Origin of the sequence: Nocardioides sp. LMS-CY (genome assembly GCF_018732145.1) — a bacterium.
In the GTDB taxonomy this organism is placed as follows: domain Bacteria; phylum Actinomycetota; class Actinomycetes; order Propionibacteriales; family Nocardioidaceae; genus Nocardioides; species Nocardioides soli.
The window spans coordinates 322,051-344,930 of record NZ_CP076104.1 but is presented as its reverse complement, the minus strand read 5'-3'; the positions used below and the strand labels follow the sequence as shown (position 1 = coordinate 344,930).

The 22,880-nt window shown below is 69.7% G+C and carries 22 protein-coding genes; 9 read left to right on the top strand and 13 right to left on the bottom strand.

Features of this window, described 5'->3' with window-relative positions; genetic code table 11:
* Window positions 1-42: 42 nt before the first annotated feature.
* Window positions 43-1,209, top strand: coding sequence for a hypothetical protein (locus tag KM427_RS01610; RefSeq protein ID WP_215526029.1), 1,167 nt, complete (start codon window positions 43-45; stop codon window positions 1,207-1,209).
* On the opposite strand, the gene KM427_RS01605 is transcribed toward KM427_RS01610, so the two are convergent.
* Both KM427_RS01605 and KM427_RS01600 read right to left on the bottom strand, forming a co-directional pair.
* Window positions 1,199-1,636, bottom strand: coding sequence for a GNAT family N-acetyltransferase (locus KM427_RS01605; RefSeq protein WP_215526028.1), 438 nt, complete (start codon window positions 1,634-1,636; stop codon window positions 1,199-1,201). The genes KM427_RS01610 and KM427_RS01605 overlap by 11 nt on opposite strands.
* 71 nt (window positions 1,637-1,707) lie before the next feature.
* Window positions 1,708-2,010, bottom strand: a complete 303-nt coding sequence (locus tag KM427_RS01600) for a type II toxin-antitoxin system TacA family antitoxin (RefSeq protein WP_215526027.1) — start codon at window positions 2,008-2,010, stop codon at window positions 1,708-1,710.
* A gap of 213 nt (window positions 2,011-2,223) precedes the next feature.
* On the opposite strand from KM427_RS01600, the gene KM427_RS01595 reads away from it, so the two are divergent.
* From KM427_RS01595 to KM427_RS01575, 5 genes are all read left to right on the top strand, one after another.
* Entirely contained in the window at window positions 2,224-3,120 is an 897-nt protein-coding gene (locus KM427_RS01595) for an AAA family ATPase (RefSeq protein ID WP_215526026.1), read from the top strand.
* Window position 3,121: 1 nt separating this feature from the next.
* Complete coding sequence (locus tag KM427_RS01590) at window positions 3,122-3,604, top strand: CBASS system Cap8 protein (RefSeq protein ID WP_215526025.1); 483 nt, start codon at window positions 3,122-3,124, stop codon at window positions 3,602-3,604.
* An 81-nt stretch (window positions 3,605-3,685) separates the two neighbouring features.
* Entirely contained in the window at window positions 3,686-4,123 is a 438-nt protein-coding gene (locus tag KM427_RS01585; RefSeq protein WP_252274945.1) for a hypothetical protein, read from the top strand.
* Between the two features lie 13 nt (window positions 4,124-4,136).
* Entirely contained in the window at window positions 4,137-4,988 is an 852-nt protein-coding gene (locus KM427_RS01580; RefSeq protein WP_215526023.1) for a CBASS oligonucleotide cyclase, read from the top strand.
* Window positions 4,988-5,890 (top strand): S-4TM family putative pore-forming effector, encoded by a 903-nt coding sequence (locus KM427_RS01575; RefSeq protein ID WP_215526022.1) that lies wholly within the window; start codon window positions 4,988-4,990, stop codon window positions 5,888-5,890. The genes KM427_RS01580 and KM427_RS01575 overlap by 1 nt, the downstream gene beginning before the upstream one ends.
* A gap of 279 nt (window positions 5,891-6,169) precedes the next feature.
* On the opposite strand, the gene KM427_RS01570 is transcribed toward KM427_RS01575, so the two are convergent.
* The 10 genes from KM427_RS01570 to KM427_RS01525 form a co-directional block, all read right to left on the bottom strand.
* Window positions 6,170-7,477, bottom strand: coding sequence for an HNH endonuclease signature motif containing protein (locus KM427_RS01570; RefSeq protein ID WP_215526021.1), 1,308 nt, complete (start codon window positions 7,475-7,477; stop codon window positions 6,170-6,172).
* 39 nt (window positions 7,478-7,516) lie between these two features.
* Complete coding sequence (locus KM427_RS01565; protein ID WP_215526020.1) at window positions 7,517-8,482, bottom strand: hypothetical protein; 966 nt, start codon at window positions 8,480-8,482, stop codon at window positions 7,517-7,519.
* A gap of 56 nt (window positions 8,483-8,538) precedes the next feature.
* The gene (locus tag KM427_RS01560; RefSeq protein ID WP_215526019.1) at window positions 8,539-9,705 is read right to left on the bottom strand and encodes a WD40 repeat domain-containing protein; all 1,167 of its coding nucleotides are present in this window, start codon (window positions 9,703-9,705) and stop codon (window positions 8,539-8,541) included.
* Window positions 9,702-10,190, bottom strand: coding sequence for a SigE family RNA polymerase sigma factor (locus KM427_RS01555; RefSeq protein ID WP_215526018.1), 489 nt, complete (start codon window positions 10,188-10,190; stop codon window positions 9,702-9,704). Before KM427_RS01555 ends, KM427_RS01560 begins: the two co-directional genes overlap by 4 nt.
* Before the next feature lie 164 nt (window positions 10,191-10,354).
* Window positions 10,355-11,578 (bottom strand): MFS transporter, encoded by a 1,224-nt coding sequence (locus tag KM427_RS01550; RefSeq protein ID WP_215526017.1) that lies wholly within the window; start codon window positions 11,576-11,578, stop codon window positions 10,355-10,357.
* Complete coding sequence (gene narI, locus KM427_RS01545) at window positions 11,575-12,330, bottom strand: respiratory nitrate reductase subunit gamma (RefSeq protein WP_215526016.1); 756 nt, start codon at window positions 12,328-12,330, stop codon at window positions 11,575-11,577. Before narI ends, KM427_RS01550 begins: the two co-directional genes overlap by 4 nt.
* Window positions 12,327-12,947: a nitrate reductase molybdenum cofactor assembly chaperone gene (gene narJ / locus KM427_RS01540; RefSeq protein ID WP_183595463.1), complete on the bottom strand. Its 621-nt coding sequence runs from the start codon at window positions 12,945-12,947 to the stop codon at window positions 12,327-12,329. The genes narI and narJ overlap by 4 nt, the downstream gene beginning before the upstream one ends.
* A gap of 118 nt (window positions 12,948-13,065) precedes the next feature.
* Window positions 13,066-14,730: a nitrate reductase subunit beta gene (narH, locus tag KM427_RS01535; protein WP_183595464.1), complete on the bottom strand. Its 1,665-nt coding sequence runs from the start codon at window positions 14,728-14,730 to the stop codon at window positions 13,066-13,068.
* Window positions 14,731-14,842: 112 nt separating this feature from the next.
* Window positions 14,843-18,496: a nitrate reductase subunit alpha gene (locus tag KM427_RS01530; RefSeq protein WP_183595465.1), complete on the bottom strand. Its 3,654-nt coding sequence runs from the start codon at window positions 18,494-18,496 to the stop codon at window positions 14,843-14,845.
* A gap of 5 nt (window positions 18,497-18,501) precedes the next feature.
* On the bottom strand, window positions 18,502-18,969 hold the full coding sequence (locus tag KM427_RS01525; protein WP_183595466.1) for a CBS domain-containing protein: 468 nt from the start codon (window positions 18,967-18,969) through the stop codon (window positions 18,502-18,504).
* A gap of 209 nt (window positions 18,970-19,178) precedes the next feature.
* On the opposite strand from KM427_RS01525, the gene KM427_RS01520 reads away from it, so the two are divergent.
* The 3 genes from KM427_RS01520 (at window position 19,179) to KM427_RS01510 (ending at window position 21,723) form a co-directional block, all read left to right on the top strand.
* Entirely contained in the window at window positions 19,179-19,637 is a 459-nt protein-coding gene (locus KM427_RS01520; protein ID WP_183595467.1) for a hemerythrin domain-containing protein, read from the top strand.
* A 22-nt stretch (window positions 19,638-19,659) separates the two neighbouring features.
* Window positions 19,660-20,148, top strand: a complete 489-nt coding sequence (locus KM427_RS01515; protein ID WP_215526015.1) for a glutathione peroxidase — start codon at window positions 19,660-19,662, stop codon at window positions 20,146-20,148.
* Between the two features lie 96 nt (window positions 20,149-20,244).
* A complete protein-coding gene (locus KM427_RS01510) occupies window positions 20,245-21,723 on the top strand; it encodes a DHA2 family efflux MFS transporter permease subunit (protein ID WP_183595469.1) in 1,479 nt (492 codons plus the stop codon).
* Window positions 21,724-21,798: 75 nt separating this feature from the next.
* On the opposite strand, the gene KM427_RS01505 is transcribed toward KM427_RS01510, so the two are convergent.
* Complete coding sequence (locus KM427_RS01505) at window positions 21,799-22,851, bottom strand: NAD(P)H-dependent amine dehydrogenase family protein (RefSeq protein WP_215526014.1); 1,053 nt, start codon at window positions 22,849-22,851, stop codon at window positions 21,799-21,801.
* Window positions 22,852-22,880 lie beyond the last annotated feature (29 nt).

Sequence of the window (22,880 nt, the reverse complement as noted above, 5' to 3'; positions counted from 1 at the left end):
ACCATCCTCGCCGGCCCGCTATTTGACGCCCGACAGTGCCTGTTGAGTGAATCGACGGTGGTGCCGGACGCGAACTGGCATACGTCGTCGCTACTGCAACGACTTCGATCGGCTCTTCTTTATCCGCCCCGAAGTCAGCATGGTGAGTACTTCCTCGTTCGCGAGATCGATGCCACCAACGCCTTGGCATATCTCGGTCAGCGGGGATTCGACTCCGAGTGGATCGTGCGGTTCGGTTTGGCCCAGGATCTACCGACCAGGCTGGCCCTGTGGGTGATCGACTGGTACTCCGAGCTCGGCCAGACGGAGCAGCGCCCACCGTGGGTTGGCCCATGGCTCGATGCCTTCGAGAAGCACGTAGGTGAGTGCGACAGCACTGACATTGGCCAGTTGCTGGCGGCTGCGCACCGGAGTGGTTACATCGAATGGATCAAGAGCTGGCTTCAGCAGGCGCCGTTGCACGACGTCGTGGCGTGGACGCCCATGGACGGCATTACCGACGACAACGACCCTGATGATGGGCAGGCGCGCTGGCTGATCGATCGCTTCACCGAAACGTACCTTCGGGACTGGGCCGAGACCTCGCTTCACCACGAGTACCACTACTTGCGCGGCAGACAGGATCCGCCGGTCGCCGTAGCAGAGATGATGCGCCGACAACTGAGTAAGAGCGACGTCGATCGCGAGCTCGCCCGGAGGGCCGTCGAAGGCTCGCGCTCTCGACTCGCTGAGGTCAAGAGCCAGGCTATCGGCTTGCTTAGCGAGGGTCGTCGCCGTGAAGCTGCCGCCCTCTTCGACGCCGCCCGCATACTCGAACCGCAGGACGCGGAGGCACACAACAACTACGGATTCTGTTTAACGCCTGACGACCCCGAGACCGCCCTCCGTGCACTTGTCCGTGCCTCGGAACTCAGCATTCCGACCAAGGCTCTGAACCTCCTTAATCAGGCAATCGCACTGCACCTACTTGGCAGGACAGTGGACGCATTGACGGCGGCCGAGCTCGCACACGATCACACAGGCGGACGCAGCGAGCCGGCCTGGCTCTGGGTCAATCTGTCCGGGCCCGACGAACCGACGATCGAGAACGTCGACCTCGTGACTTACATCCGTCGCCTTGGCCGAGACCTCGCTGAGGAGCTCGGCGAGGAGGAGCAAATGGATCTGTGGCGGGATCGAGTGTCGGAGCTTGATGGCGCTACTGACTGACTGACTTGCGCAGATCCTTCAGCAGAAGGAACAACTGCAAGGGGTCGATTGGCGATGGCTCGAACTCAGCCTGGGCCAGATAGAAGTCCCGAGCCTCGTGGTCCTTGGCGTGGAGGAGTAGCGCTCTGACGCCGATCTCTTCCGCTGCGTTCGAGACCCGCACAAGCGCATCACGCAGCAATCCACGGCCAAGTTTCTGGCCGTGATGGTCTTCGTGCACGGCCAGGCGGGCGAGAACAATGACTGGGATCGGGTGCTTCGGCACCCCCCTCGTCACCCTGGCAGGCGCGTCCTGATGGTCCACGCCACCCGTTGCCAGCGAGTAGAAGCCAACGACCTCGCCTGAGTCGCCGACCGTCGTCACGAACGTGGTGGCCATGCCGGCGTGCTGGTTGATCAACGAGTAGCGCTTAAGCCAGTCGTCCAAGGGTTGACGTCCGCACCGGAACCCAGACACGTCATGGTCAGGAGTCAGCCGCGCAGGTTCGCGATACGACGTCACCTCTGCGGCTCGAACGGCGAGTCTTCGTTGAGCAGCTCGTGGAGCCTTGGCTTGAACACAGCCGGCCTCTCAAGCGCAGCTTCGAACGCTTGCCAAGCGTCATCGCTGACAGCGAAGTACCGGCGATCTGCAAGCACATGCTCAGCGGTCGCAGTCGCGCTGTCTAGAACGAACTCGCTCACGCTCTTGTCGACTGCCTGCGCTGCCTGGCGGATCAGGTTGTCCTGCTTAGCCGAGGTTCGGATGTTGAGCCGCGAGTCGCGCGCAGGACGGGCAGTTGCGGCTTCCTCAGTGGGCATGACGGGTTCCTTTCCACAGATTGTCACCCCAATGTACTCACAGAGCCTTGCGTTGAGCAACCTGTGTCTGTACATTGTGAGTACAACACCGATGTAGTTCGGTCGACCACATCTAGCTCCCGAAGACCAGGAGAACCATGCGAGACCCGAAGAACCCCGGGCACCTGGGACCTAAGCCGCGGCACACCTCGCCGACCCGGCCGGAGGTGCGCCGTGGATGTTGCTGAGTGCGTCGTGCGCAACGACCTCGTCCCTGACGACCGCTATCGCGGGCTTTGGGACTCGATCGTCGTCGACGCGAACATCAAGCAGCAGCTGGTTCGCTCGATCGCCCTCGGGCTCAACCTGCGCACCAAGCTCCCGTTCCACGCCACCGCACTGCACGGCCTCGCGCTCCTGACGGGCCCGCCCGGGACCGGCAAGACCACCCTGGCGCGTGGCCTCGCCCACGTGGTGGCCGGCCTGATGCCCGACTCCAAGGCTCGGTTCATCGAGGTCAACCCCCATGGCCTGATGAGCGCCGAGCACGGACAGAGCCAGCAGCGAGTCTCAAGGCTCCTCGCCGAGCACATTCCGGACCTCGCCCTCGACGGGCTGCCGACCATCGTTCTCCTCGACGAGGTCGAGTCCATGGCCGTCGCCCGCGGCGCCGCGTCCCTCCAGGCCAACCCGGCCGATGTCCACCGGGCGACAGACGCCGTGCTCACCGCGCTCGATGACGTCGCCATCAAGGCGCCCCACATCTTCACTGTGGCGACGAGCAACTTCATCGACGCGCTCGACGAGGCGTTCGTCTCCCGCGCCGACCTCGTCGTCGAGGTTCCCCTACCCAACGCGGCAGCGGTCAAGGCCATCCTCACCTCCACGCTGACCGACTTCTCCGAGGCCTTCCCGGCGCTGAAGAAGGTCGCTCAGGAGCCGCGGCTCTCCGAGGTCGCCGGCCTGCTCGTCGGCCAGGACGGCCGCGGTCTTCGCAAGCTCGTGTCCGCCGCGATGCTCACGCGGACCGAGACGACTGTGGACCCGAACGAGCTGACCATCGAGGACCTGGCCGCCGCCGCGTCGAGGTTGGCCTCGCGCCCGACCAAGCAGGGCAGGGAGGGCATCTGACGTGGAGCGCACACGCAAGTTCGCAGCCTCGCCGGTCCGGCCGGCGAACGAGACCTGGCTGCAGATGAAAGCTCTGCTGGCCGATTCCCTCGAGCGCAGCTCGGCGGTGCCCGGCAACTCGGTCGCGCCCGCCCTCAGCCCGCTGGACGGCCTCGCGCCCTCGCTCATCGCCAGCGGCTACCTGGCAACCGAACCGCTGGTTGTGATCGCCGGCGACCTGCGACTGAACCTATACGCCATCCGCGGCGACGCAGCGTTCGAGGTCGAGGAGAACCTGAGCCCGGTCCCGGGCGGGGGCAGCAGTCCCGCCAACTGGCGGATGTACGTCCCCTCACCGGTCCACCTGCGCGACACCGCCGCGGACGCGTGTGCCGAGAGGGACCACCTGACCTCCGGGAAGCCACCTGCCGTCACGGAAGCCGCCGCCTCGGCGACCGCTTCTCGGATCTACGCCATCGACCCCGCCGCGCTGCGGCAGATCTGAGCCAACCCCATGACGACTACCTCCGTCGGTGTACACGCCACGACCCGGACGCACACCGCGAACCACCTCTCCGACGTGATCATGTCCTCCATCGGCGACATCCTCGCGACGCTGAAGATCAACACCAGCCGCCTCTACAAGGACTGGACCCAGGACTTCACCGCCATCAGCAACTGGATCGAGGAAGGCACCCTAAAGACGGTGACGCTCGAGTGCCACCGCCCGGACGGGACCGTCAAGCCTGTCTTCGACTTCGACGTCACGTACGCCACCGGCGGGGTCGGCGACCGAAAGTTCACCGCGGACAACGCCTCGCTCCTGAAGTACCTTGCCAAGCTCGAGCAGGTCCCGGCCGGGACGACCTACCAGCTTTTCTGCTCGTTCAACTCGGCCTGGCATTCCCAACAGGTGGGCTGGAGCCCCGGCAACAAGGCCTCGACCAGCGGCCTCCGCAGCCGGACCGTCGGCACACTGGCCGGCGGGCCCGACGCCACCGCCACGACCCGCATCCACTCCTGAAGCGAGAAGCATCATGACCCTCGTCGACGACGCCTTCTCCGGGCTCAAGACCAACCTCGAGATCACCTCGGCCGAGCAGGCCCTCGCCCAGAGCCGGCACGTGCTCATCCGCGACCACGTGCGGACCCGGTGGAAGTTGACCGCCGACTTCCTCACCGGCAGCTACGACCGCCACACGAAGACCAAGAAACTGAAGGATGTCGACCTGTTCGTCGTCATCGACCCCGACGGCGGCCAGCGGCACCTTGCCAACGGTACAGGGACTGCCGCAGTCGATGCCCTCGCCGAAGTCCTTAGCACCCGTTGGCACGACGTCACCACCGACGACACCGTGGTCACCGTCTCCTACGTCGGCGAAGACGTCGCCTCCTACGAGATCGCGCCGGCGTTCGCGACCAAGGACGGCTACAGGATCCCCAACGGCACGGGCTGGATGGAGACCAACCCGAACAAGCACGCCGAGATGGTCACCGCCAAGAACAAGGCCTGCGGCGGCAAGTTCGTCCCGCTCGTCAAGATGATCAAGGGCATGAACCGTGAGGCCGGCGAACTCATTAGCCCGTCCTTCCTCATCGAGGTCATGGCCCTCGAGCTCGTCGAAACGCCGTTGGGGAGGTACCAGGACGAGGTGCGGTTCTTCCTTGCATCGGCGACCGACGCCGCGCTCAAGAGCTGGCCCGACCCGGCCGGGCTGGGACCTGACGTCAACGGCAGCACCCAGTCCTGGGAGCGGACCGCTCACCAGAACGCCTTCCGCTCCTGGCTCGCTGTCGCCGAGGAGGCGATCCTGCTGGAGAACGAGGGGCAGGAACGCGCCGCAGTCAGCAAATGGAAGGCGCTGTTCGGTTCGCGGATGCCCGGCTGATGGCGAGCACGACCGAGCACCAACCCGGTCCGATCAACCTGCGTCAGGAGCACCCGCACGCGCAGCGTCTGCTCGCCGCCCAATCCCGGCTGTACAGCGACGCGAAGAACATCCGCAAGCTACGCCTCCCGGTCACCTTCGCCCTCGCGGCGTTGAGCGTCGTCGCGGGGATAGTCGTGCCGGACGCCCGGCCCGGGCTCGGGCTGGCCGGAGCCGTCGTCAGCCTGGCGTGGTCCGCCCTGGCCTTCACCCCGGAGCGGCGCAAGCGATCGACGGCAGTCGGGACGCAGGAGGAGTTCGACTGTTACGTATTCGAGCTTCCGTGGAAGTCGAGCGCGGTCGAGTATCCGTCCGCTACCACGATCGCCGAAGCCGCTGACCGCTACAAGGGTGACCGGCTTTCTAACTGGTATCCGAAGACAGGCCCCTTGCCGCGGCCCCTAGATGTGCTGGTCTGCCAACGCGGCAACCTCGGATGGGGCACGGCTGCTCACCGGCAGTACGCGTACATCCTCACCGGCATATTCTTCCTGCTGATCGTCGCGGCGGCCGCCGTGACCTGGTTGGTTGATGACGGCGTATTCATCGCGCTCCCGCTTGCCGCTCCAGCCAAGGAGCTCTTCGAGCTGGCTCGAGAGCACCGAACGAGCGCGGAGTCCAAGGAGAGCGCCGAGTCCAAGGTCCGAAAGGTCTGGGACCAGGCGCTGGCGGACCCATCGGCCGTGACGGTGGCTGACTGTCGGGACATGCAGGACCTGATCATGGCGATCCGCCGAAACAACGCCAGCGTCCCCGACTGGTTCGACAACCGTCGCCGCAGGAATTACGAGACGAGCATGCTACTGAGCACCGAGCACTACATCGAACAGGCGATCGCAGCCGGCCAAACGCAGACGCCGTAGGCCCGAACGACGAGCTGAGCGGCGGTGGTGACTGAGCGAGCAACAGGGCAGCGGGTCAGGCCGGTGACGCTCTCAGCCTTCTGCCCCGACCCCGGTAGCTGTCCGGCTCGTTCCTGGACTTGGTCGGCTTCCGATGGAAAGAACTCGACCTGACCGTCCGAGGTGCTTGAAGGGTTCGACGGCATCGAGAGCGCACGGATCTGGCGAGATGAGCGCGTCTTTCCGCGAATGCCTCACGACACGGGAGGCTCCCTTGCCGCTGGATCCAGCGGTCGGCCGTCAGGCGACCTGATCGAGCCGCACGCCGGCATCGCGTGACGCCGGCAGTCGCCGGGTGCCGGTGTGGTCGACGAGGTAGAAGGCGCCGTGGGGGTCGCGCCAGACGTAGATGCCGGGGAAGGGCTGTTGCACCTGCCAGCCGCGGCCGTGGGTCTTGATCCGGTGGTGCCGGGTGGTCATCGGCCCGTAGTTGCCCAGCCCGCTGGCACCGCCGCGGTGGAACGGGACGGTGTGGTCCAGCTGCATGGTGCGCTTGGTGCAGCTGGCGTACGGGAAGGTGTCGGCCGGCGTCATCAGATGCACGGCCTGCCTATGTCGGTCCGGGATCTCGTAGGCGTCGACCGGAGCCTGGCCGGCCAGGTCGAGCACCGGCTGGATCCGGAACCGGGCCGTCGGGCCGAGCACGCGGCGCACCCACGCGTCGGTGACCGGGCCGTGCCCCTCCACCCGGGCGACGCCCTCGCGGTCGTCGCCGGCGTAGGTGTGGACGTAGAGGACGACCTCGGGCAGCAGGTCCGCGACCTCGGGGACCTGCTCGACGCCGGGGACGTCGGCATCCCGGAGCCCGGAGCGGCCACAGACGAGCAGCAGGACGGCGAGCACCCGACGTTCGTCGTCGGTGGCCTCCGGCACGGAGTCGGACAGGCGGTTCGCGAAGGCGGTGATGGCGGCGTCGAGGGCGTTGACGGTCGCGACGTCGGCGCGGACCAGCAGGGACGCCATGCCGTGGGCCTCACCGCGGAGCTTCTTGGCGAAGCGCGACTTCGCCGCCCGCTCCTCGCGCGCCCGCGCGGTCTCCGGATCGGCCTGGGCGACCTTGGCGTCCACCAGGGTCTCGAAGCGCGACCACGGGATCCGACCGTCCGCCGACTCGGCGACGGCGGCGTCGACGTAGGCCGCCTGCTCGCGGGTGAGGTCCCGCGTCCGGGCGCACACGTGCCGGGCATACGAGGCCCGGACCTCCCCGGCCCGCACGCGCGCCCACAGCTGGGGGTGCCGGTGGTGCAGGTCGAGGGCGTCGGCGATCAGCCGGGAGGCGGCGTACGGCGAGCGGCCGATCCGCACCCCGAGCTCCGCCGCGGCGAACTCGCCGACCTCGGGCGTCCCCTCGCCGCCCCACTGCCGCGGACGCTCACGACCGGGCCGGGCAGAGGTGGCGGGGTCCAGCCGGCCGGCCGGGTGCGCCAGCGCCCACTGGTAGGCGGCGCGCAGCAGGTCGACCTCGGCTCGACGCGCGGTCTCCGCGCAGGCGCCGGCGAACTCGAGGACCTGGTCCTCGCTCATCGCCTCCAGCCGAGTCTCCTGCATGGGTCCAGTCCAGCACCGGCCACCGACACAGGCGATCGGTCAGCCGAGCCCCCGGTCACGGCGGACGGCCGACGCCCGCTGACACTCGCCGATCTCGCAACGGACCAGCGCGGTACGCCGCTTGGTGTGCGTGTCGAGCAGCAGGACGCGGTCGGACTCCCACGCGATGCTGCCGAACCAGTACGCGTCGTAGGACGCGATCGCCCGGCCGCGGACGGTCCGGGCGCGCACCGAGCTGGGGCCGAGGCCGTCCGCGAGGATGTGCATCGTCGCCATCCGGCCCCCGTCCGGCGAGAACGCGACGACGGCCTCCTGACACGACCGCCACAGCGTCCGGCGCGGGCGGGTGAGCGAGGTGACGACGGTGCAGCCACCGTCGTACGGGTCGCCGGTGAACGTCGCGAGCCGGTCGGCGCGGATGTCGGCGTGCCCGGCGGCGCGGCCGACGATCCGGGACGTGCCGCCCGAGACGAAGTCCCACCACAGGGTCCGCCCGGGCGTCCAGGTCGAGAGCACGAGGCGTCCCTCGTCGGCGTCGAGCACGGTGGCGTAGTGCGAGAACGTACGGCGGGCCACGCGCGCTCCCGTGCTCGCGTCGATGACCATCACCAGGCCGTCGCCGCCACGCGCGAGGCGGATGAGGCGGGTGACGATGACGTGGGCGCCGTCGCGACTGAGCGCGAGCTCGGCGTCGTCGGCGACCCGCGCGATCTGCGCCGTGGTGCCGTCGGCCTGGAGGCGCAGCACGCGGCCGTTGCCGGCGACGACGTACGCCGTGCCGGACCTGCCGAGCAGGTAGGTGTTCGACGGGAGCTTCACCCGGGTGTCGCCCTCGAGGACGTGGCGGCCGACCTGGGTCGGGACCGCCGGGCGGTCACCCGCGAGCAGGGCACCCGGGCGGACCCGCACGGTCGGGGCGTCCGCAGGGGCGCCGACGGCGGTCGGGGTGCCGGGCACGAGGACGACGGCCGCGAGCGCGGCCAGGATCAGGATCCGAGATCTCATACCGGGGAGACGCGAGGTACGACGGATTGGTTGCACGCCACCGGTCGGCGGGAGCCTCACCGGTCCAGGAGGTCGGTGGCGAACACCGCGTCGAACGACCGCTCCCAGCATGAGACACGGGAGATGTCGCCGGTCTCGACGTCCCAGGTCATGAGGTACCTCTTGGCGGCCCCTGCGGAGAGCACGGTGAACGCCAGGGTGTCGTCGTCGAGCCACGTGAGCGGGCGCAGGTCCTCGGCGTGCACGTAGTAGTGGTCGTCGGGCACCGGCAGGTAGGCGCGCGTCTCGAAGGTCTCCCGGTCGAGCGCGAGCAGTCCGTCCCGGTCGGCCGGCTCGGGCGGGTCGGCGATCGCGAGGTTGGCGCGGGCGAACGCGAGGCCGGACCCGCCGACCGCCGGCAGGACGAGACCTTCGAGTCCCGCGGTGGACACACGATCCGTCTCCCGGCCGTCTCGCCACTGGACGACCGAGCGGCCCTCGGTGACGCCGACCAGCGCGCCGTCCGGAGCCACGCCGAGGTGGGAGACACCCTCGAGGAATCGCTGCTCCGCCACCTCGCCGCTGGCGAGGTCGACGAGGACCGCTCGCTTCCAGCCTCGGACGATGACCCCAGAGCTGTCCGGGAGCCACGACAGCTGCGCCTCCAGCGGCACGTCCTCCGCCCCGAGACGCTGCCAGTCGCCGTCGATCTCGCGCCAGAAGAAGCCCCCGGCTCCGGTCGCCACCAGGCGCCGGCCGTCGGGCGAGAGCGACACGGTGCGTCCCCTCGTCAGGCCGCCGGGCAGGTCCAGCTCATGGACGAGGCCGTCGGCCGAGACCAGGCGCGCCCGGCTGCCGTCGTCGAGGAGGACCACCGGCCGCGTCACCTCCCCGGGCGTCAGGGACTCCATCACCCGGGGCACACCCAGCTCGACGACCGGCTGCCCCTCGGCACCGCGCGGGTCCCAGACCGGCTGGATCCGGTCGGGGGCGATGGCCGGAGCCGTCCGAGCCGGAACGCCGGTCGGCGAGGTCGCCGGGACGCGCATCGGCTCCACCGCCGGCGCGCCACCCAGCCGGGTCGTCACGGCGACACCGACGACGAGCACCACCGCCGCCACCGAGGCGAGCACCCCGCGGCGGACGGTGCGGCGCCGCTGTGCGACGGTCAGGGCCCGGCCCGCCAGGCCGGGGGGCTCCAGCCGGTCGGTCGCGAGGTCGAGCAGGTCGTGGAGATCCGTCATCGGGTCCTGCCGATCAGGTCGAGCAGCTCGGGGGCTCCACCGCGCAGCCGGGCGAGCGCCGCGGCGTTCTGGCTCTTCACCGTGCCGGGCGAGACGCGCAGGATCGTGGCGGTCTCCGCCACGGACAGGTCGTCGAAGTGCCGCAGCACCACGACCGCGCGCTGGGCGGGCGTGAGGCGACGGAGCGCCTGCCGCACGACCATCGCGGTCTCGGGGTCCGACGACGTCGCCGCCCCGCCGTGGATCTCCTCGACGGGGGTCTCCCGCCTGCGTCGCCACCACGAGATCTGGTCGCGCACCAGGATCGTCCGCGCGTACGCCGTCGGGTTGCCGTCACGTAGCCGGTCCCAGCGCAGCGCCACCTTCACGAACGCCTCCTGGACCAGATCCTCGGCACGGTGCAGGTCGCCGGTGAGCAGGTACGCCGAGCGCAGCAACCGGCGCTCGACGCCGGCCGCCCACGCCGTGAAGTCCTGGCTGTCCATCGGCCTCCCTCGCCGGATGAACGCTCGCACCACCCCGGCCGGTTGGCACGACTTTCGACGGACTCGGGTCCAGGCCGCCGGGACGTCATACGGACGGAGTGTCCCCTTGCTCGGAACGTATGACGTCCCGGCGACCCGACCGACCGGCCGGCCCGACGACACCCTCAGCCGGAGACGGGCTCCTTCCGCTTCTTGATGCCCAGCAGCGTGTAGAGCAGCGCCACGAGTGCGGTAGCGCACAGCAGCATCAGCCCGATCGTGTAGCTGTGGTCGGCCTCGTCGTACGTCGCGCCCATCACCAGGGGCGGGAAGAACCCACCGAGGCCGCCGGCGGCGCCGACGATGCCCGAGACGCTGCCCACGCGCTCCTTGGGCGCCGTCGCGGCGACCCAGGCGAAGACGCCGCCGGTGCCGAGGCCGAGGAACGCGGCGAGCACCACGAACGAGATCCCGGCCGGGATCTCCGGCTCGGGCTGGAGGGCGACCACGACAGCCATCACCGCGGCGCCGGCGAACGAGGTCGCCGCCACGGCCCGCGGCCCGATCCGGTCGGAGAGCACGCCGCCGATCGGCCGGCAGACCACCGCGGCGATCGCGAAGCCGGCGGTCCGGGTGCCGGCCTGGGTGAGGTCGAACTCGTAGACGTCCTTGAGGTACGTCGGGAGGTAGGTCGAGAACGCCACGAAGCCGCCGAAGGCGACGGCGTAGAGGAACGACATCTGCCAGGTCACCGGGAGCCGCATCGCCGCGGCGAGCTTGGGCACCACGGGGTCGGTGTTGGGCGACCAGACCGGCGAGTCCCGCATCGCCGACCAGACCACGAGCGCGACGACGACCAGCGCGACCGCGATGATCACGTGCGTCACGCCGTACCCGAACCAGTCGACGAACCGCGGGGTGAAGAACGCCGACAGCGCGGTGCCGCCCATGCCGGCGCCGAAGACGCCGGTGGCGAAGCCGCGCCGGTCGGCCGCGAACCACGCGTTGACGAAGGGGATGCCGACCGCGAACGTGGTGCCGCCGATCCCGAGGAAGAAGCCGAAGAGCAGCATCAGGCCGTAGGAGTCCTGGTCGCCGGCGAACGCGACCAGCAGCACGAACGGCGCGGTCGCCACCAGCAGGACCGTGAACATCAGCCGGCCGCCGAAGCGGTCGGTCAGCGCGCCCGCCAGGATCCGGCCGAGCGAGCCGACCAGCACCGGCGTCGCGACCAGCAGCGACTTCTCACCCGAGGTGAGGCCCATGCTCTCGGCGTAGCGGACGCCGAGCGGCGCGATCATGTTCCACGCCCAGAAGCTCACCGCGAAGGCGAGCGTCGCGAGTGCGAGGTTCTTCGACTGACCGGACCTGAGATCCGGTACGACGGCGGTGTCGCTCGTGTGGCTCATCGGTTGCTCCGATCCCGGTCGGGAGTGCCCACCGGACTCCAGCCGGCGCGCGGCCGGCCGGTCGGCGCCGGGGTCCGGGCGTCGCGGCTCCGGTAGACGATGTAGGGGCGGAAGAGGTAGTGCACGGGCGCGGTGAACGCGTGCACGAGCCGGGTGAACGGCCACGCGGCGAAGAGCAGCATCCCGACCAGCACGTGCACGTGGAACTGGATCGGCGCCTCGGCCATGGCGTGGACGTCAGGGTTGAGCCGCCAGATCGAGCGGAACCACGGCGAGACCGTCTCACGGTAGTTGTGCGCCTCCGACCCGGCGCCGACCGCGACCAGCGTCGTCCAGAGGCCGAGCGTGATCGCGCCGACGAGCAGCACGTACATCACCTTGTCGTTGACGGTGGTCGCCATGAAGACCGGCCCGGTCCTGCGCCGCCGGACGACCAGGATGATGATCCCGGCCAGCGTGCAGAAGCCGGCGATGCCGCCGAAGAGCAGGGCGTTGAAGTGGTACATGCTCTCGGAGATCCCGACCGCCTCGGTCCAGTCCTCCGGGATCAGCAGGCCGCCGACGTGGCCGATGAACACCACGAGGATGCCGAAGTGGAAGAGCGGCGACCCGATCCGCAGCAGCCGCGACTCGTAGAGCTGGGAGGACCGGGTGGTCCAGCCGAACTTGTCGTAGCGATAGCGCCAGATCGTGCCGAGCACGAGCGTCGCGATCACCAGGTAGGGCAGCACGCCCCAGAGCAGCACGTTCATGGGCGCTCTCCTCCGCTGTTGGCCATCGGCAGCAGGCGCGGGTCGTAGGGCTCGAGGCCGACGAACTCCGTCGGCGGGCCGCCGACCATCGCCTGCACGGCGGCCCGATCGGCGGGCGAGGCGCCCGGCAGGGTGGCGCAGACGGCCGCCACCACCTCGGCGTACGGCGCCCCGTCCTCCTCGAGACCGATCCGCAGCAGCTCCAGGCTGGGGCGGTACTCGCGCAGGATCGTCTCGCCCACCTCCGGGTCGGCGATCGCCGCGAACTCCAGCACCATCGGCAGGTAGTCGGGCAGCTCACCGGAGGTGTCGACGACGAAGCCGCAGGCCCGGTACGCCGCCTTGAACCGCGCCAGCACCTCGCCCCGCCGCCGGGTGTCGCCATCGGTCCAGTAGGACAGGTAGAGCGCGTGCCGGCGGGAGAGGTCGAAGACCTCGACGTACTGCCGCTCCAGCTCGCGCAGCGGAGTGCCCTCGAGATGGTCGAGGAAGGCGTCGAGGCCGTCGACCCCCTGCTCGGCCAACGCGTCCCGCAGCAGCGGCACCCGGTCGAGCAGCGCCTGGTCGGGGTAGGCGAGCAGGTACGACGCGGCCTGTCGGGTCACCCGCGCCCTCATGTCGTCGCCTCCCTGGTGGTGGTTTCGAGGCTCAGGCCTAGCGGCCTTCGCACCTCAACCACCGTGTCGGTGGTTGAGGTGCGAGCGAAGCGAGCCTCGAAACCACCCCGTCCCGCGCTCATCGCGACTCCTCCTCCCGCCGCGGCGGGAACAGCCCCCGAGGGGTGCCGTTGCCGTCCCAGTTGAGCAGGTTGACCCGGCCGCGCAGCTCCTCGTTGCCGGCGGGCTCGTCGCTGGTCTGGCGCTGCTGCAGCGCCTGGAAGTTCTCGACCGCGACCGGTACCGGGCGACCGCTGGCCTCGCCGAACGGGCCGTACATGCCCGGGCCCTCGTCGTAGTCGAGCGAGCAGCCGAGCTCCTCGAGGTCGTGGGCCTGCTCGACGTGCGCCTTCGGGATCACGTAGCGCTCGTCGTACTTGGCGATCGCCATCAGGCGGTACATCTCGTACATCGTCTCGCCGCTCAGGCCGACCGAGGCCGGGATGGACTCGTCCGGCTCGCGGCCCAGGTTGATGCCGCGCATGTAGGAGCGCATCGCGGCCAGCTTGCGCAGCACGCCGTCGATCACCTCGGTGTCGCCGGCACTGAAGAGCTCGGCGAGGTACTCGATCGGGATCCGCAGCGCCTCGATCGCGCCGAAGAGCACGTCGCGGTCCTCGGCGTCGTGCCCCTGCTCGGAGAGCAGGTCGACGATCGGGGACAGCGGCGGGACGTACCAGACCATCGGCATCGTGCGGTACTCCGGGTGCAGCGGCAGCGCGACGCGGTACTTCTTCGCCAGCGCGTAGACCGGGGAGCGCCGGGCGGCGTCCAGCCAGTCCTCGGGGATGCCCTGCTCCCGCGCCGCGGCGATCACCTGCGGGTCCTCCGGGTCGAGGAGCAGGTCCATCTGCGCCTCGTAGAGGTCCTTCTCGTCGGGCACCGAGGCCGCCGCGGTGACGGCGTCGGCGTCGTACAGGAAGAGCCCGAGGTAGCGCAGCCGGCCGACGCAGGTCTCCGCGCACACGGTCGGGATGCCGACCTCGATCCGCGGGTAGCAGAACGTGCACTTCTCGGCCTTGCCGGACTTGTGGTTGAAGTAGATCTTCTTGTACGGGCAGCCGGTGATGCACTGGCGCCAGCCCCGGCAGCGGTCCTGGTCGACGAGCACGATGCCGTCCTCGGAGCGCTTGTAGATCGCGCCGGAGGGGCAGGAGGCCATGCACGACGGGTTCAGGCAGTGCTCGCAGATCCGCGGCAGGTAGAACATGAAGGTCTGCTCGAACTCGAACTTGATCTTGTCCTCGGACTCCTGGCGGATCTTCGCGACGATCGGGTCGAGGTGGCCCAGCTCCGACGTGCCGCCCAGGTTGTCGTCCCAGTTGGCCGACCAGGTGACCTTGGTGTCCTCGCCGGTGATCAGCGACTTGGGCCGGGCCACCGGGAAGTCGTCGCCGAGCGGGGCCTCGACCAGCGTCGCGTAGTCGTAGGTCCAGGGCTCGTAGTAGTCCTTGAGCTCCGGCTGCACCGGGCTGGCGAAGATCGACAGCAGCCGCTTGAGCCGGCCGCCGGTCTTGAGCTGGAGCCGGCCGCGCTTGTTCAGCTCCCAGCCGCCGTGCCACTGCTCCTGGTCCTCGTAGCGGCGCGGGTAGCCCTGGCCGGGGCGGGTCTCGACATTGTTGAACCAGACGTACTCGGTGCCGGCCCGGTTGGTCCACGCCTGCTTGCAGGTCACCGAGCAGGTCTGGCACCCGATGCACTTGTCGAGGTTCATCACCATGCCCATCTGGGCCATGACGCGCATCAGCTCTCCCCTCCGATGGTGGTTTCGAGGCTCGTCGCTGGCGCTCCTCGCACCTCAACCACCGTCTCGGTGGTTGAGGAAGGCGCGCTAGCGCCTGTCTCGAAACCACCCATCAGTAGGTCACCTCCTGCGAGCGCTTGCGGATCGTGGAGACCATGTCGCGCTGGTTGCCGGTCGGGCCGAGGTAGTTGAACGTGTAGGACAGCTGGGCGTAGCCGCCGATCAGGTGCGTCGGCTTGACCAGCAGCCGGGTCACGGAGTTGTGGATGCCGCCGCGGCGGCCGGTCGCCTCCGACTTGGGTACGTCGATGGTCCGCTCCTGCGCGTGGTGCACGTAGACCACGCCCTGCGGCATCCGGTGGCTGACGATCGCCCGGGCGACCAGGACGCCGTTCGCGTTGGTCGCCTCGACCCAGTCGTTGTCGTGGACGTCGATCGCGCCGGCGTCCTGCGGGCTCATCCAGACCGTCGGGCCACCGCGGGAGAGCGACAGCATGAAGAGGTTGTCCTGGTACTCGGAGTGGATCGACCACTTCGAGTGCGGGGTCAGGTAGCGCACCGTGATCTGCAGCTGTCCGTCGGAGCCGAGCGCCGGCTCGCCGAAGAGCCGTTGCATGTCCAGCGGCGGCCGGTACGTCGGCAGCGCCTCGCCCACGTCGGTCATCCAGTCGTGGTCGAGGTAGAAGTGCATCCGCCCGGTCAGGGTGTGGAACGGCTTGAGCCGCTCGATGTTGACGGTGAACGGCGCGTAGCGGCGTCCCCCGGTCTCCGAGCCCGACCACTCCGGCGAGGTGATCACCGGCACCGGCGCCGCCTGGGTGTCGGCGAAGCTGATCCGCTTCTCCTCCGACCCTTCGGCCAGGTCGTGCAGCTGCTTGCCGACCCGCTCCTCGAGGGTCCGGAAGCCCTGCACCGCGAGTGCGCCGTTCGACGTGCCGGAGAAGCGCAGGATCGCCTCGGCCAGGTGCTGGTCGGTGGCGATCGAGGGCCGCCCGGCGCCGGCACCGGACGACATCACGCCGTTGCTCCGGGCGAGCGCGGCGACCTGCTCCTCGAGCCGGTAGGTGACGTTCTTGACCGTGAACCCGAGGGTGTCGGCGAGTGGGCCGACGCTGGCGAGCTTGTCGGCGATCGCGGTGTAGTCGCGCTCGACCACCTGGAAGACCGGGGTCGTGTCGTACGGGTCGCGCGGCGTCTCGCCCGGGGTGTCGTGCTGCAGCGGGACGCTGACCAGGTCCTGGCGCGTGCCGAGGTGCTTCTTCGACAGCTCGGAGAGCCGCTGCGCGATCGCGTGGAACGTCTCGAAGTCGGTGCGCGCCTCCCACGGTGGGTCGATCGCCGGGCTGAAGGCGTGCACGAAGGGGTGCATGTCGGTCGAGGAGAGATCGTGCTTCTCGTACCAGGTCGCCGCCGGCAGCACGACGTCGGAGAGCAGCGTCGTCGAGGTCATCCGGAAGTCGGCGGAGACGAGCAGGTCGAGCTTGCCCTCCGGTGCCTCGTCGTGCCACGCCACCTCGCTCGGCCGGGGCGCGGCCGGGTTCTCGCTCCCGAGCACGTTGGAGTGCGTGCCCAGCAGGTTCCTGAGGAAGTACTCGTTGCCCTTCGCGCTGGAGCCGAAGAGGTTGGAGCGCCAGAGCACGAGGGTGCGCGGCCAGGACTCCGGTGCGTCGACGTCGGCGATCGCGGGCTTCAGCCGCCCGTCCGCGAGCGCGTCCTTGACGTACTGCGCCGGGTCGTCGGCAGCGGCCGCCTCCGCGCCGACGTCGAGCGAGCTCCGGTCGAACTGCGGATAGAAGGGCATCCAGCCCTTGCGCGCCGACTCCGCGATGACGTCGGCGGTGTGCTTCCCGGAGAGATGCCCCCGAGCGAGCGGGGAGTTGAGCGAGTCGGCCGAGTAGCCGTCGGTGCGCCACTGGCCGGTGTGCATGTACCAGAACGACGTGCCGGTCATCGTGCGCGGCGGCCGGCTCCAGTCCAGCGCGTTCGCGAGCGAGATCCACCCGGTGATCGGGCGGCACTTCTCCTGCCCGACGTAGTGGGCCCACCCTCCTCCGTTGCGGCCCATCGCACCGGTGAGGATCAGCAGCGAGAGGATCGCCCGGTAGGTCGCGTCGCCGTGGAACCACTGGCAGATGCCGGCGCCCATGATGATCATCGAGCGGCCGCCGGACTCCTCGGAGTTGCGGGCGAACTCGCGGGCAATCCGGATGCACTGCTCCGCCGGCACGCTGGTGCGCTCGGCCTGCCAGGCCGGGGTGTACGGCGTGCTCGCGTCGTCGTAGCCGGTCGGCCACTCGCCGGGCAGGCCGTCCCTGCCGACGCCGTACTGCGCCAGCATCAGGTCGAACACGGTCGTCACGAGATGACCACCGACCCGGCGGGCCGGGACGCCGCGCCGCAGCACCGTGCCGCTGCCGTCGGCGTCGACGAAGGCCGGCAGCAGCACCTCGACCGGCTCGCTCGCATCGCCGGCCAGGGTCAGCGCCGGCGCGACGCCCTCGAGGTCGAGGTTCCACTTCCCCTTGCCGGACTCGGCGTACCGGAACCCCATCGACCCGTTGGGGACGACGGCCTCGCCGGTCGTGCCGTCGAGCAGCACGGTCTTCCAGGCGTCCTCGGGGGTGGCACCGCCCAGGTCGGTCGCGGTGAGGAACTTGCCCGGGACCAGGCCTCCCCCGGAATCGGCACCGTCGTGCTCCTCCAGCCGGATCAGGAACGGCAGGTCGGTGTACTTCTGCACGTAGTCGACGAAGAACGGCGTGCGCCGGTCGACGAAGAACTCCTTGAGCAGCACGTGGCCCATGGCCATCGCGAGCGCGGCGTCGGTGCCGGCCTGGGCGGGCATCCACTCGTCGGCGAACTTGGTGTTGTCGGCGTAGTCGGGGCTGACCGTGACGACCTTGGTGCCGCGGTAGCGGACCTCGGCCATCCAGTGGGCGTCGGGCGTCCGGGTGACCGGCACGTTGGAGCCCCACATCATCAGGTACGTCGCGTCCCACCAGTCGCCGGACTCGGGCACGTCGGTCTGGTCGCCGAAGACCTGCGGGCTGGCGACGGGCAGGTCGGCGTACCAGTCGTAGAACGACGTCATCACGCCGCCGATGAGCTGGATGAAGCGGTTGCCGGCGGCGTGCGAGACCATCGACATCGCCGGGATCGGCGAGAAGCCGGTGCAGCGGTCGGGCCCGTGGGTCTTGATCGTGTGCACGTGCGCGGCGGCGACCATGTCGATCGCGTCGCGCCAGCTGACCCGCACCAGGCCGCCCTTGCCGCGCGCCTGCTGGTACGTCCGTCGCTTGACCGGGTCGCCGACGATCTCGGCCCACGCCTCCACCGGGTCGCCGAGGCGGTCGCGGGCCTCGCGGAACATCTCGACGAGCACGCCGCGCGCGTAGGGATAGCGCACCCGCGTGGGCGAGTAGGTGTACCAGGAGAACGCCGCGCCCCGCGGACAGCCGCGGGGCTCGTACTCCGGCCGGTCCGGCCCGACCGAGGGGTAGTCGGTCTCCTGGCTCTCCCAGGTGATGATCCCGTCCTTGACGTAGACCTTCCACGAGCAGGAGCCGGTGCAGTTCACCCCGTGCGTCGAGCGGACCACCTTGTCGTGGCTCCACCGGTCGCGGTAGAAGACGTCGCCCGCGCGGCCGCCCTCGCGGAACACCGCCCGGCCGTCGTCGGTCTCCTCCCACCTCGTGAAGAAACGTCCGGCCCGCAGCAACGCATCGCTGCCCGCGCCGTCCAGACCTGTCCGAGAGGTGTCGGTCATGCGCTTCAACGTAGGGAACCTCCGGTCTCGCTGACAAGGACGACCGGCTCGGCGCGCCCCCTTCGGGTGCCGGCGTCGGCGGCGCGGGCCGCGACGTCCGCATCGCTGCAGAAGCCGGTACGCCGCCGCTTCAGGCACAGCAGCCCGACGAGCCGCCCCTCGCCGTCGACGACGGCGAGTCGTCGCTCGCCACGGGAGAGCAGCAGCTGCCGGGCCTGCTCGACGCCGACCGAGGGCGGGATCGTCCGGCCCTCCAGCACGGCGTACCCCAGCGCCGGGTCCGCGCCGGGCGCGTCGTCCGGCAGGTCGGCGCGCACCAGCGTGCCGAGCAGCTGCCCATCGTCGGTGAGCAGCAGCATGTGCACGTGGTCACGCTCGAAGGCCGACCGGGCCTGTGCAACCGTGGCCGCACGGCCGAGCGTCTTGGGCAGTCGCACGACGACCTCGGCGACGGTCCGGACGTCGGGACCCATCGGTCTGCCCTCCTGTGCTGTCGGGTCAGGGTGCTGTCGGGGTGACGGTGACCGCCCTCCCGCGGAACATGCCGTCATCCTGGGCGGCGCTGCTCCGTGTGTCTCAGGGACGTTAGTCCCTGACGCCCGTGCCCATCGGCCCACCGGACCGGCGCGCCGGGGACCTTCGGCCCTGGCCCGGCGCGGTCCGACGACCCAGACTCGGCGACATGTGCGAGCACTGCGGCTGCCGCGGGGTCGAGCCCATCGCCGAGCTGATGGACGAGCACCTCGATCTCCTCGACCACGCCGGCGAGGTGCGCCGGCTCCTGGACGGCGCCGACCTCGACGGCGCCTGGGACCGGATGGGGCTGCTCGCCGGCCTGCTGACCCGGCACGTGCGGCGCGAGGAGGCCGGCATCTTCACCGCGATGAAGGAGCAGGGCGACTTCGCCGACGCGGTCGTCGAGCTGGAAGCGGAGCACCGGTCCTTCGACGAGGCCCTCAGCGACCTGGACCGCTCCTCCCCGACGCTGGGCGCCGACCTCGAGGCGCTGTTCGCCGAGCTGACCGAGCACATCGACAAGGAGAACCTCGGCATCTTCCCGGTCGCGGTCGTCACGCTCGGCGCCGACGGGTGGGACACCGTCGCGCGCGCCCACCGCCAGCACCCGCCCCTGGCCTCCTAGGCCGAGGCCCTACGCTCGATCCATGACCATCCTCGACTCCTCGATCGCCCGCCTCGACGGCACCCCGGCCACCCTCGGCGAGCTCACCGCCGGCCGCCCCGCGCTCCTGGTCAACGTCGCCAGCAGGTGCGGACTCACGCCGCAGTACACCGGCCTGGAGCAGCTCCAGGAGAAGTACGCCGAGCGTGGCTTCACCGTCGTCGGCCTGCCGTGCAACCAGTTCATGGGCCAGGAGCCCGGCACCGCCGAGGAGATCGCCGAGTTCTGTTCCGCGACCTACGGCGTCACCTTCCCGATGACCGAGAAGATCGAGGTCAACGGCGACGGCCGGCACGAGATCTACCGGACCCTCACCGCGGCGGCCGACGAGAAGGGTGACACCGGCGACGTCCAGTGGAACTTCGAGAAGTACCTGGTCTCCGCCGACGGCGCGGTCGTGGCCCGCTTCTCGCCCAAGGTCGAGCCCGACGACGAGCGGATCGTCGGCGCGATCGAGGCGCAGCTGAGCTGAGCCCGGAAACGTGCACTCGGGCGGTGACGAAGCCCACGTCGCCGGCAGACGAAAGTCGGATGACCACTGTCGGTGGCGACACCTAGCCTCCTACGAGTGAGTACTGAGACCCAACCAGCCCCCGAACCGGAGACCGAGAAGCTCGACGGCCGCGTGCTCGTCATCGCGGGGGTGGTCGTGCTGGGCGCGATCATGTCCATCCTCGACATCACCGTCGTGTCGGTGGCGCTCGAGACGTTCAAGCAGGAGTTCGACGCCACCGCGGCGCAGGTCGCCTGGACGATGACCGGCTACACGCTGGCCCTGGCCGCGGTGATCCCGATGACCGGGTGGGCGGCCGACCGGTTCGGCACCAAGCGGCTCTACCTCCTCGCGATCGTGCTGTTCGCGGCCGGGTCGGCGCTCTGCGCGCTGGCCACGAGCCTGCCGATGCTGGTCGCGTTCCGCGTCGTCCAGGGTCTCGGCGGCGGCATGTTGATGCCGCTCGGCATGACGATCCTGACCCGGGTCGCCGGCCCCGAGCGGGTCGGCCGCGTGATGGCGATCATGGGCATCCCGATGCTGCTCGGCCCGATCTTCGGCCCGATCCTGGGCGGCTGGCTGATCGACATCGCGAGCTGGCACTGGATCTTCCTGATCAACCTCCCGATCGGCGTCGCCGCGATCATCTACGCCGCGAAGGTCCTGCCCCGCGACCACGTCGAGCCGTCCGAGACCTTCGACTGGCTGGGCATGATCATGCTCTCCCCGGGCCTGGCGCTGTTCCTCTTCGGCATCTCCACGATCCCCGAGACCGGCACCTTCTTCGCCACCAAGGTCGTCGTGCCCGTCGTGGTCGGCATCGTCCTGATCGCGGCGTTCGTGCCGTGGGCGCTCAACCGCCGCAACATCCACCCGCTCATCGACCTGCGGCTCTTCCAGAACCGCAACATGACGGTCGCGGTGCTCGCGATGTCGCTCTTCGCGATCTCGTTCTTCGGCGCCGGCCTGCTGTTCCCGCTCTACTTCCAGCAGGTCCGTGGCGAGGACGCCATGAACGCCGGGCTGCTGCTCGCCCCGCAGGGCCTCGGCGCGATGATCACCATGCCGATCGCCGGCATGCTCGCCGACAAGATCGGCCCCGGCAAGATCGTGATGACCGGCATCGTGGTCATCACGATCGGGATGGGCATGTTCTCGACGCTGACCGACACCACGTCGTACGCCTTCCTGCTGACCTCGCTGTTCATCATGGGTCTCGGCATGGGCGGCACGATGATGCCGATCATGTCGGCCGCGCTGGCGACGCTGCGTGAGCACACGATCGCCCGGGGCTCCACACTGATGAACATCGTCCAGCAGGTCGCCGCGTCGATCGGCACCGCGGTCTTCACCGTGCTGCTGACCAACGGCCTGCAGGACAAGCTCACCCCGAGCACCCCGCCCGACGAGATCTCCAGCGTGACCGCCGGGGTCTACGGCGACGTGTTCGTGGTCGCGGCCGTGCTCGTCGCGCTGGTGCTGGTGCCGGCGTTCTTCCTGCCCCGCAGGAAGGTCGAGCACGAGCTCGACCCGGCCGTGCTCGTCGGCCACTAGCCGGTTCCGGCTGTCAGCAGCCACGACCCGCACGACACGCCGTGTTCGACCGGTGTGTCGTGCGGGTTTCGGCTGTCAGCAGCCGAAACCCGCCAGCCACCCGGTGATCGGCGGCAGGTCCGCGAGCGTCACGATGCCGGGTGGCGCGGCGACGACGTACGGCACCGCGTTGGTGACCGGCATCGCGGTGTAGATCATCCCGAGGCCCATGAAGCCGGGCTCGGTCCAGTCCTCGGGCGGCAGGCAGTGCAGCACGGTGCGCATGTTCGGTCGCCCGAAGACCTGGATCACGTGCCCGTGCGCGAGCGGCTTCGGCGGCACGGTGTGCTCGCCCATCACCCAGTTGAAGCCGACGCTGACGACGTTGCGACCGCCGGACCAGCCCCGGTGGTAGCCCAGCACGCCGCCGACGGTGCCGGCGGGGATCGTCATGAAGCCGAGGTCGCTGTCGCCGGTCGCGGTGGTGAACTCGACGTCGAAGGTCATCTCGTCCAGGGTGACCCCGAGCGCGTCGGCCATCATCGCCGCCGACTCGGCGAAGACCTCGCTCTCCCGGCGCACGCTCTCGGCGAGGCCCGGGGTGTCCGGGTGCTGCGAGAAGCCCATCGCCCGCTGGGTGCCGGCGCTCTCGTACGTCGAGCAGTCGACCGACTCGGTGATCCGGATCTCGTCGACGCGCTCGCACGCCCCGGAGAGCACCATGCCGACGAGGTTGGTCATCCCGGGGTGCGCGCCGCTGCCGAAGATCGTGGCGTCGCCGCGCTCGCAGGCCTTCCGGATCCGGTCGAGGTCCTCCGGCGTCTGCTTGCCGCCGGTGATCCAGGCCGCCGAGGTGCACACGTTGACGCCCGCCTCGAGCAGCACGCACAGCTCGTCGATGCTCGGCCAGAGCGGGTTGTAGCAGCAGGCGTCGGCCCCGAGCGCGAGCAGCGCGGCCACGTCACCGGTGGCCAGCACCCCGGTCGGCGTCGGCCACCCGCACAGGTCGGCGGCGTCCTTGCCGATCTTCTCCGCACCGTGGGCGTAGACGCCGACCAGCTCCAGGTCTGGTCGGCCGAGGATCGCGTGCAGCGACCGACGGCCGATGTTGCCGGTGGTCCACTGGATGACGCGCAGGGGTCTGTCCATCCCCGAAGATTAGAACGCGTTCTAGGATT

Excerpts from the sequence above, each read along its gene's own strand:
- KM427_RS01600 (WP_215526027.1), bottom strand. The coding sequence starts at position 2,010 with ATGCCCACTGAGGAAGCCGCAACTGCCCGTCCTGCGCGCGACTCGCGG.
- KM427_RS01585 (WP_252274945.1), top strand. The coding sequence starts at position 3,686 with ATGTCCTCCATCGGCGACATCCTCGCGACGCTGAAGATCAACACCAGC.
- KM427_RS01580 (WP_215526023.1), top strand. The coding sequence starts at position 4,137 with ATGACCCTCGTCGACGACGCCTTCTCCGGGCTCAAGACCAACCTCGAG.
- KM427_RS01575 (WP_215526022.1), top strand. The coding sequence starts at position 4,988 with ATGGCGAGCACGACCGAGCACCAACCCGGTCCGATCAACCTGCGTCAG.
- KM427_RS01570 (WP_215526021.1), bottom strand. The coding sequence starts at position 7,477 with ATGCAGGAGACTCGGCTGGAGGCGATGAGCGAGGACCAGGTCCTCGAG.
- KM427_RS01565 (WP_215526020.1), bottom strand. The coding sequence starts at position 8,482 with ATGAGATCTCGGATCCTGATCCTGGCCGCGCTCGCGGCCGTCGTCCTC.
- KM427_RS01560 (WP_215526019.1), bottom strand. The coding sequence starts at position 9,705 with ATGACGGATCTCCACGACCTGCTCGACCTCGCGACCGACCGGCTGGAG.
- KM427_RS01555 (WP_215526018.1), bottom strand. The coding sequence starts at position 10,190 with ATGGACAGCCAGGACTTCACGGCGTGGGCGGCCGGCGTCGAGCGCCGG.
- KM427_RS01550 (WP_215526017.1), bottom strand. The coding sequence starts at position 11,578 with ATGAGCCACACGAGCGACACCGCCGTCGTACCGGATCTCAGGTCCGGT.
- narI (WP_215526016.1), bottom strand. The coding sequence starts at position 12,330 with ATGAACGTGCTGCTCTGGGGCGTGCTGCCCTACCTGGTGATCGCGACG.
- narJ (WP_183595463.1), bottom strand. The coding sequence starts at position 12,947 with ATGAGGGCGCGGGTGACCCGACAGGCCGCGTCGTACCTGCTCGCCTAC.
- narH (WP_183595464.1), bottom strand. The coding sequence starts at position 14,730 with ATGCGCGTCATGGCCCAGATGGGCATGGTGATGAACCTCGACAAGTGC.
- KM427_RS01530 (WP_183595465.1), bottom strand. The coding sequence starts at position 18,496 with ATGACCGACACCTCTCGGACAGGTCTGGACGGCGCGGGCAGCGATGCG.
- KM427_RS01525 (WP_183595466.1), bottom strand. The coding sequence starts at position 18,969 with ATGGGTCCCGACGTCCGGACCGTCGCCGAGGTCGTCGTGCGACTGCCC.
- KM427_RS01520 (WP_183595467.1), top strand. The coding sequence starts at position 19,179 with ATGTGCGAGCACTGCGGCTGCCGCGGGGTCGAGCCCATCGCCGAGCTG.
- KM427_RS01515 (WP_215526015.1), top strand. The coding sequence starts at position 19,660 with ATGACCATCCTCGACTCCTCGATCGCCCGCCTCGACGGCACCCCGGCC.
- KM427_RS01505 (WP_215526014.1), bottom strand. The coding sequence starts at position 22,851 with ATGGACAGACCCCTGCGCGTCATCCAGTGGACCACCGGCAACATCGGC.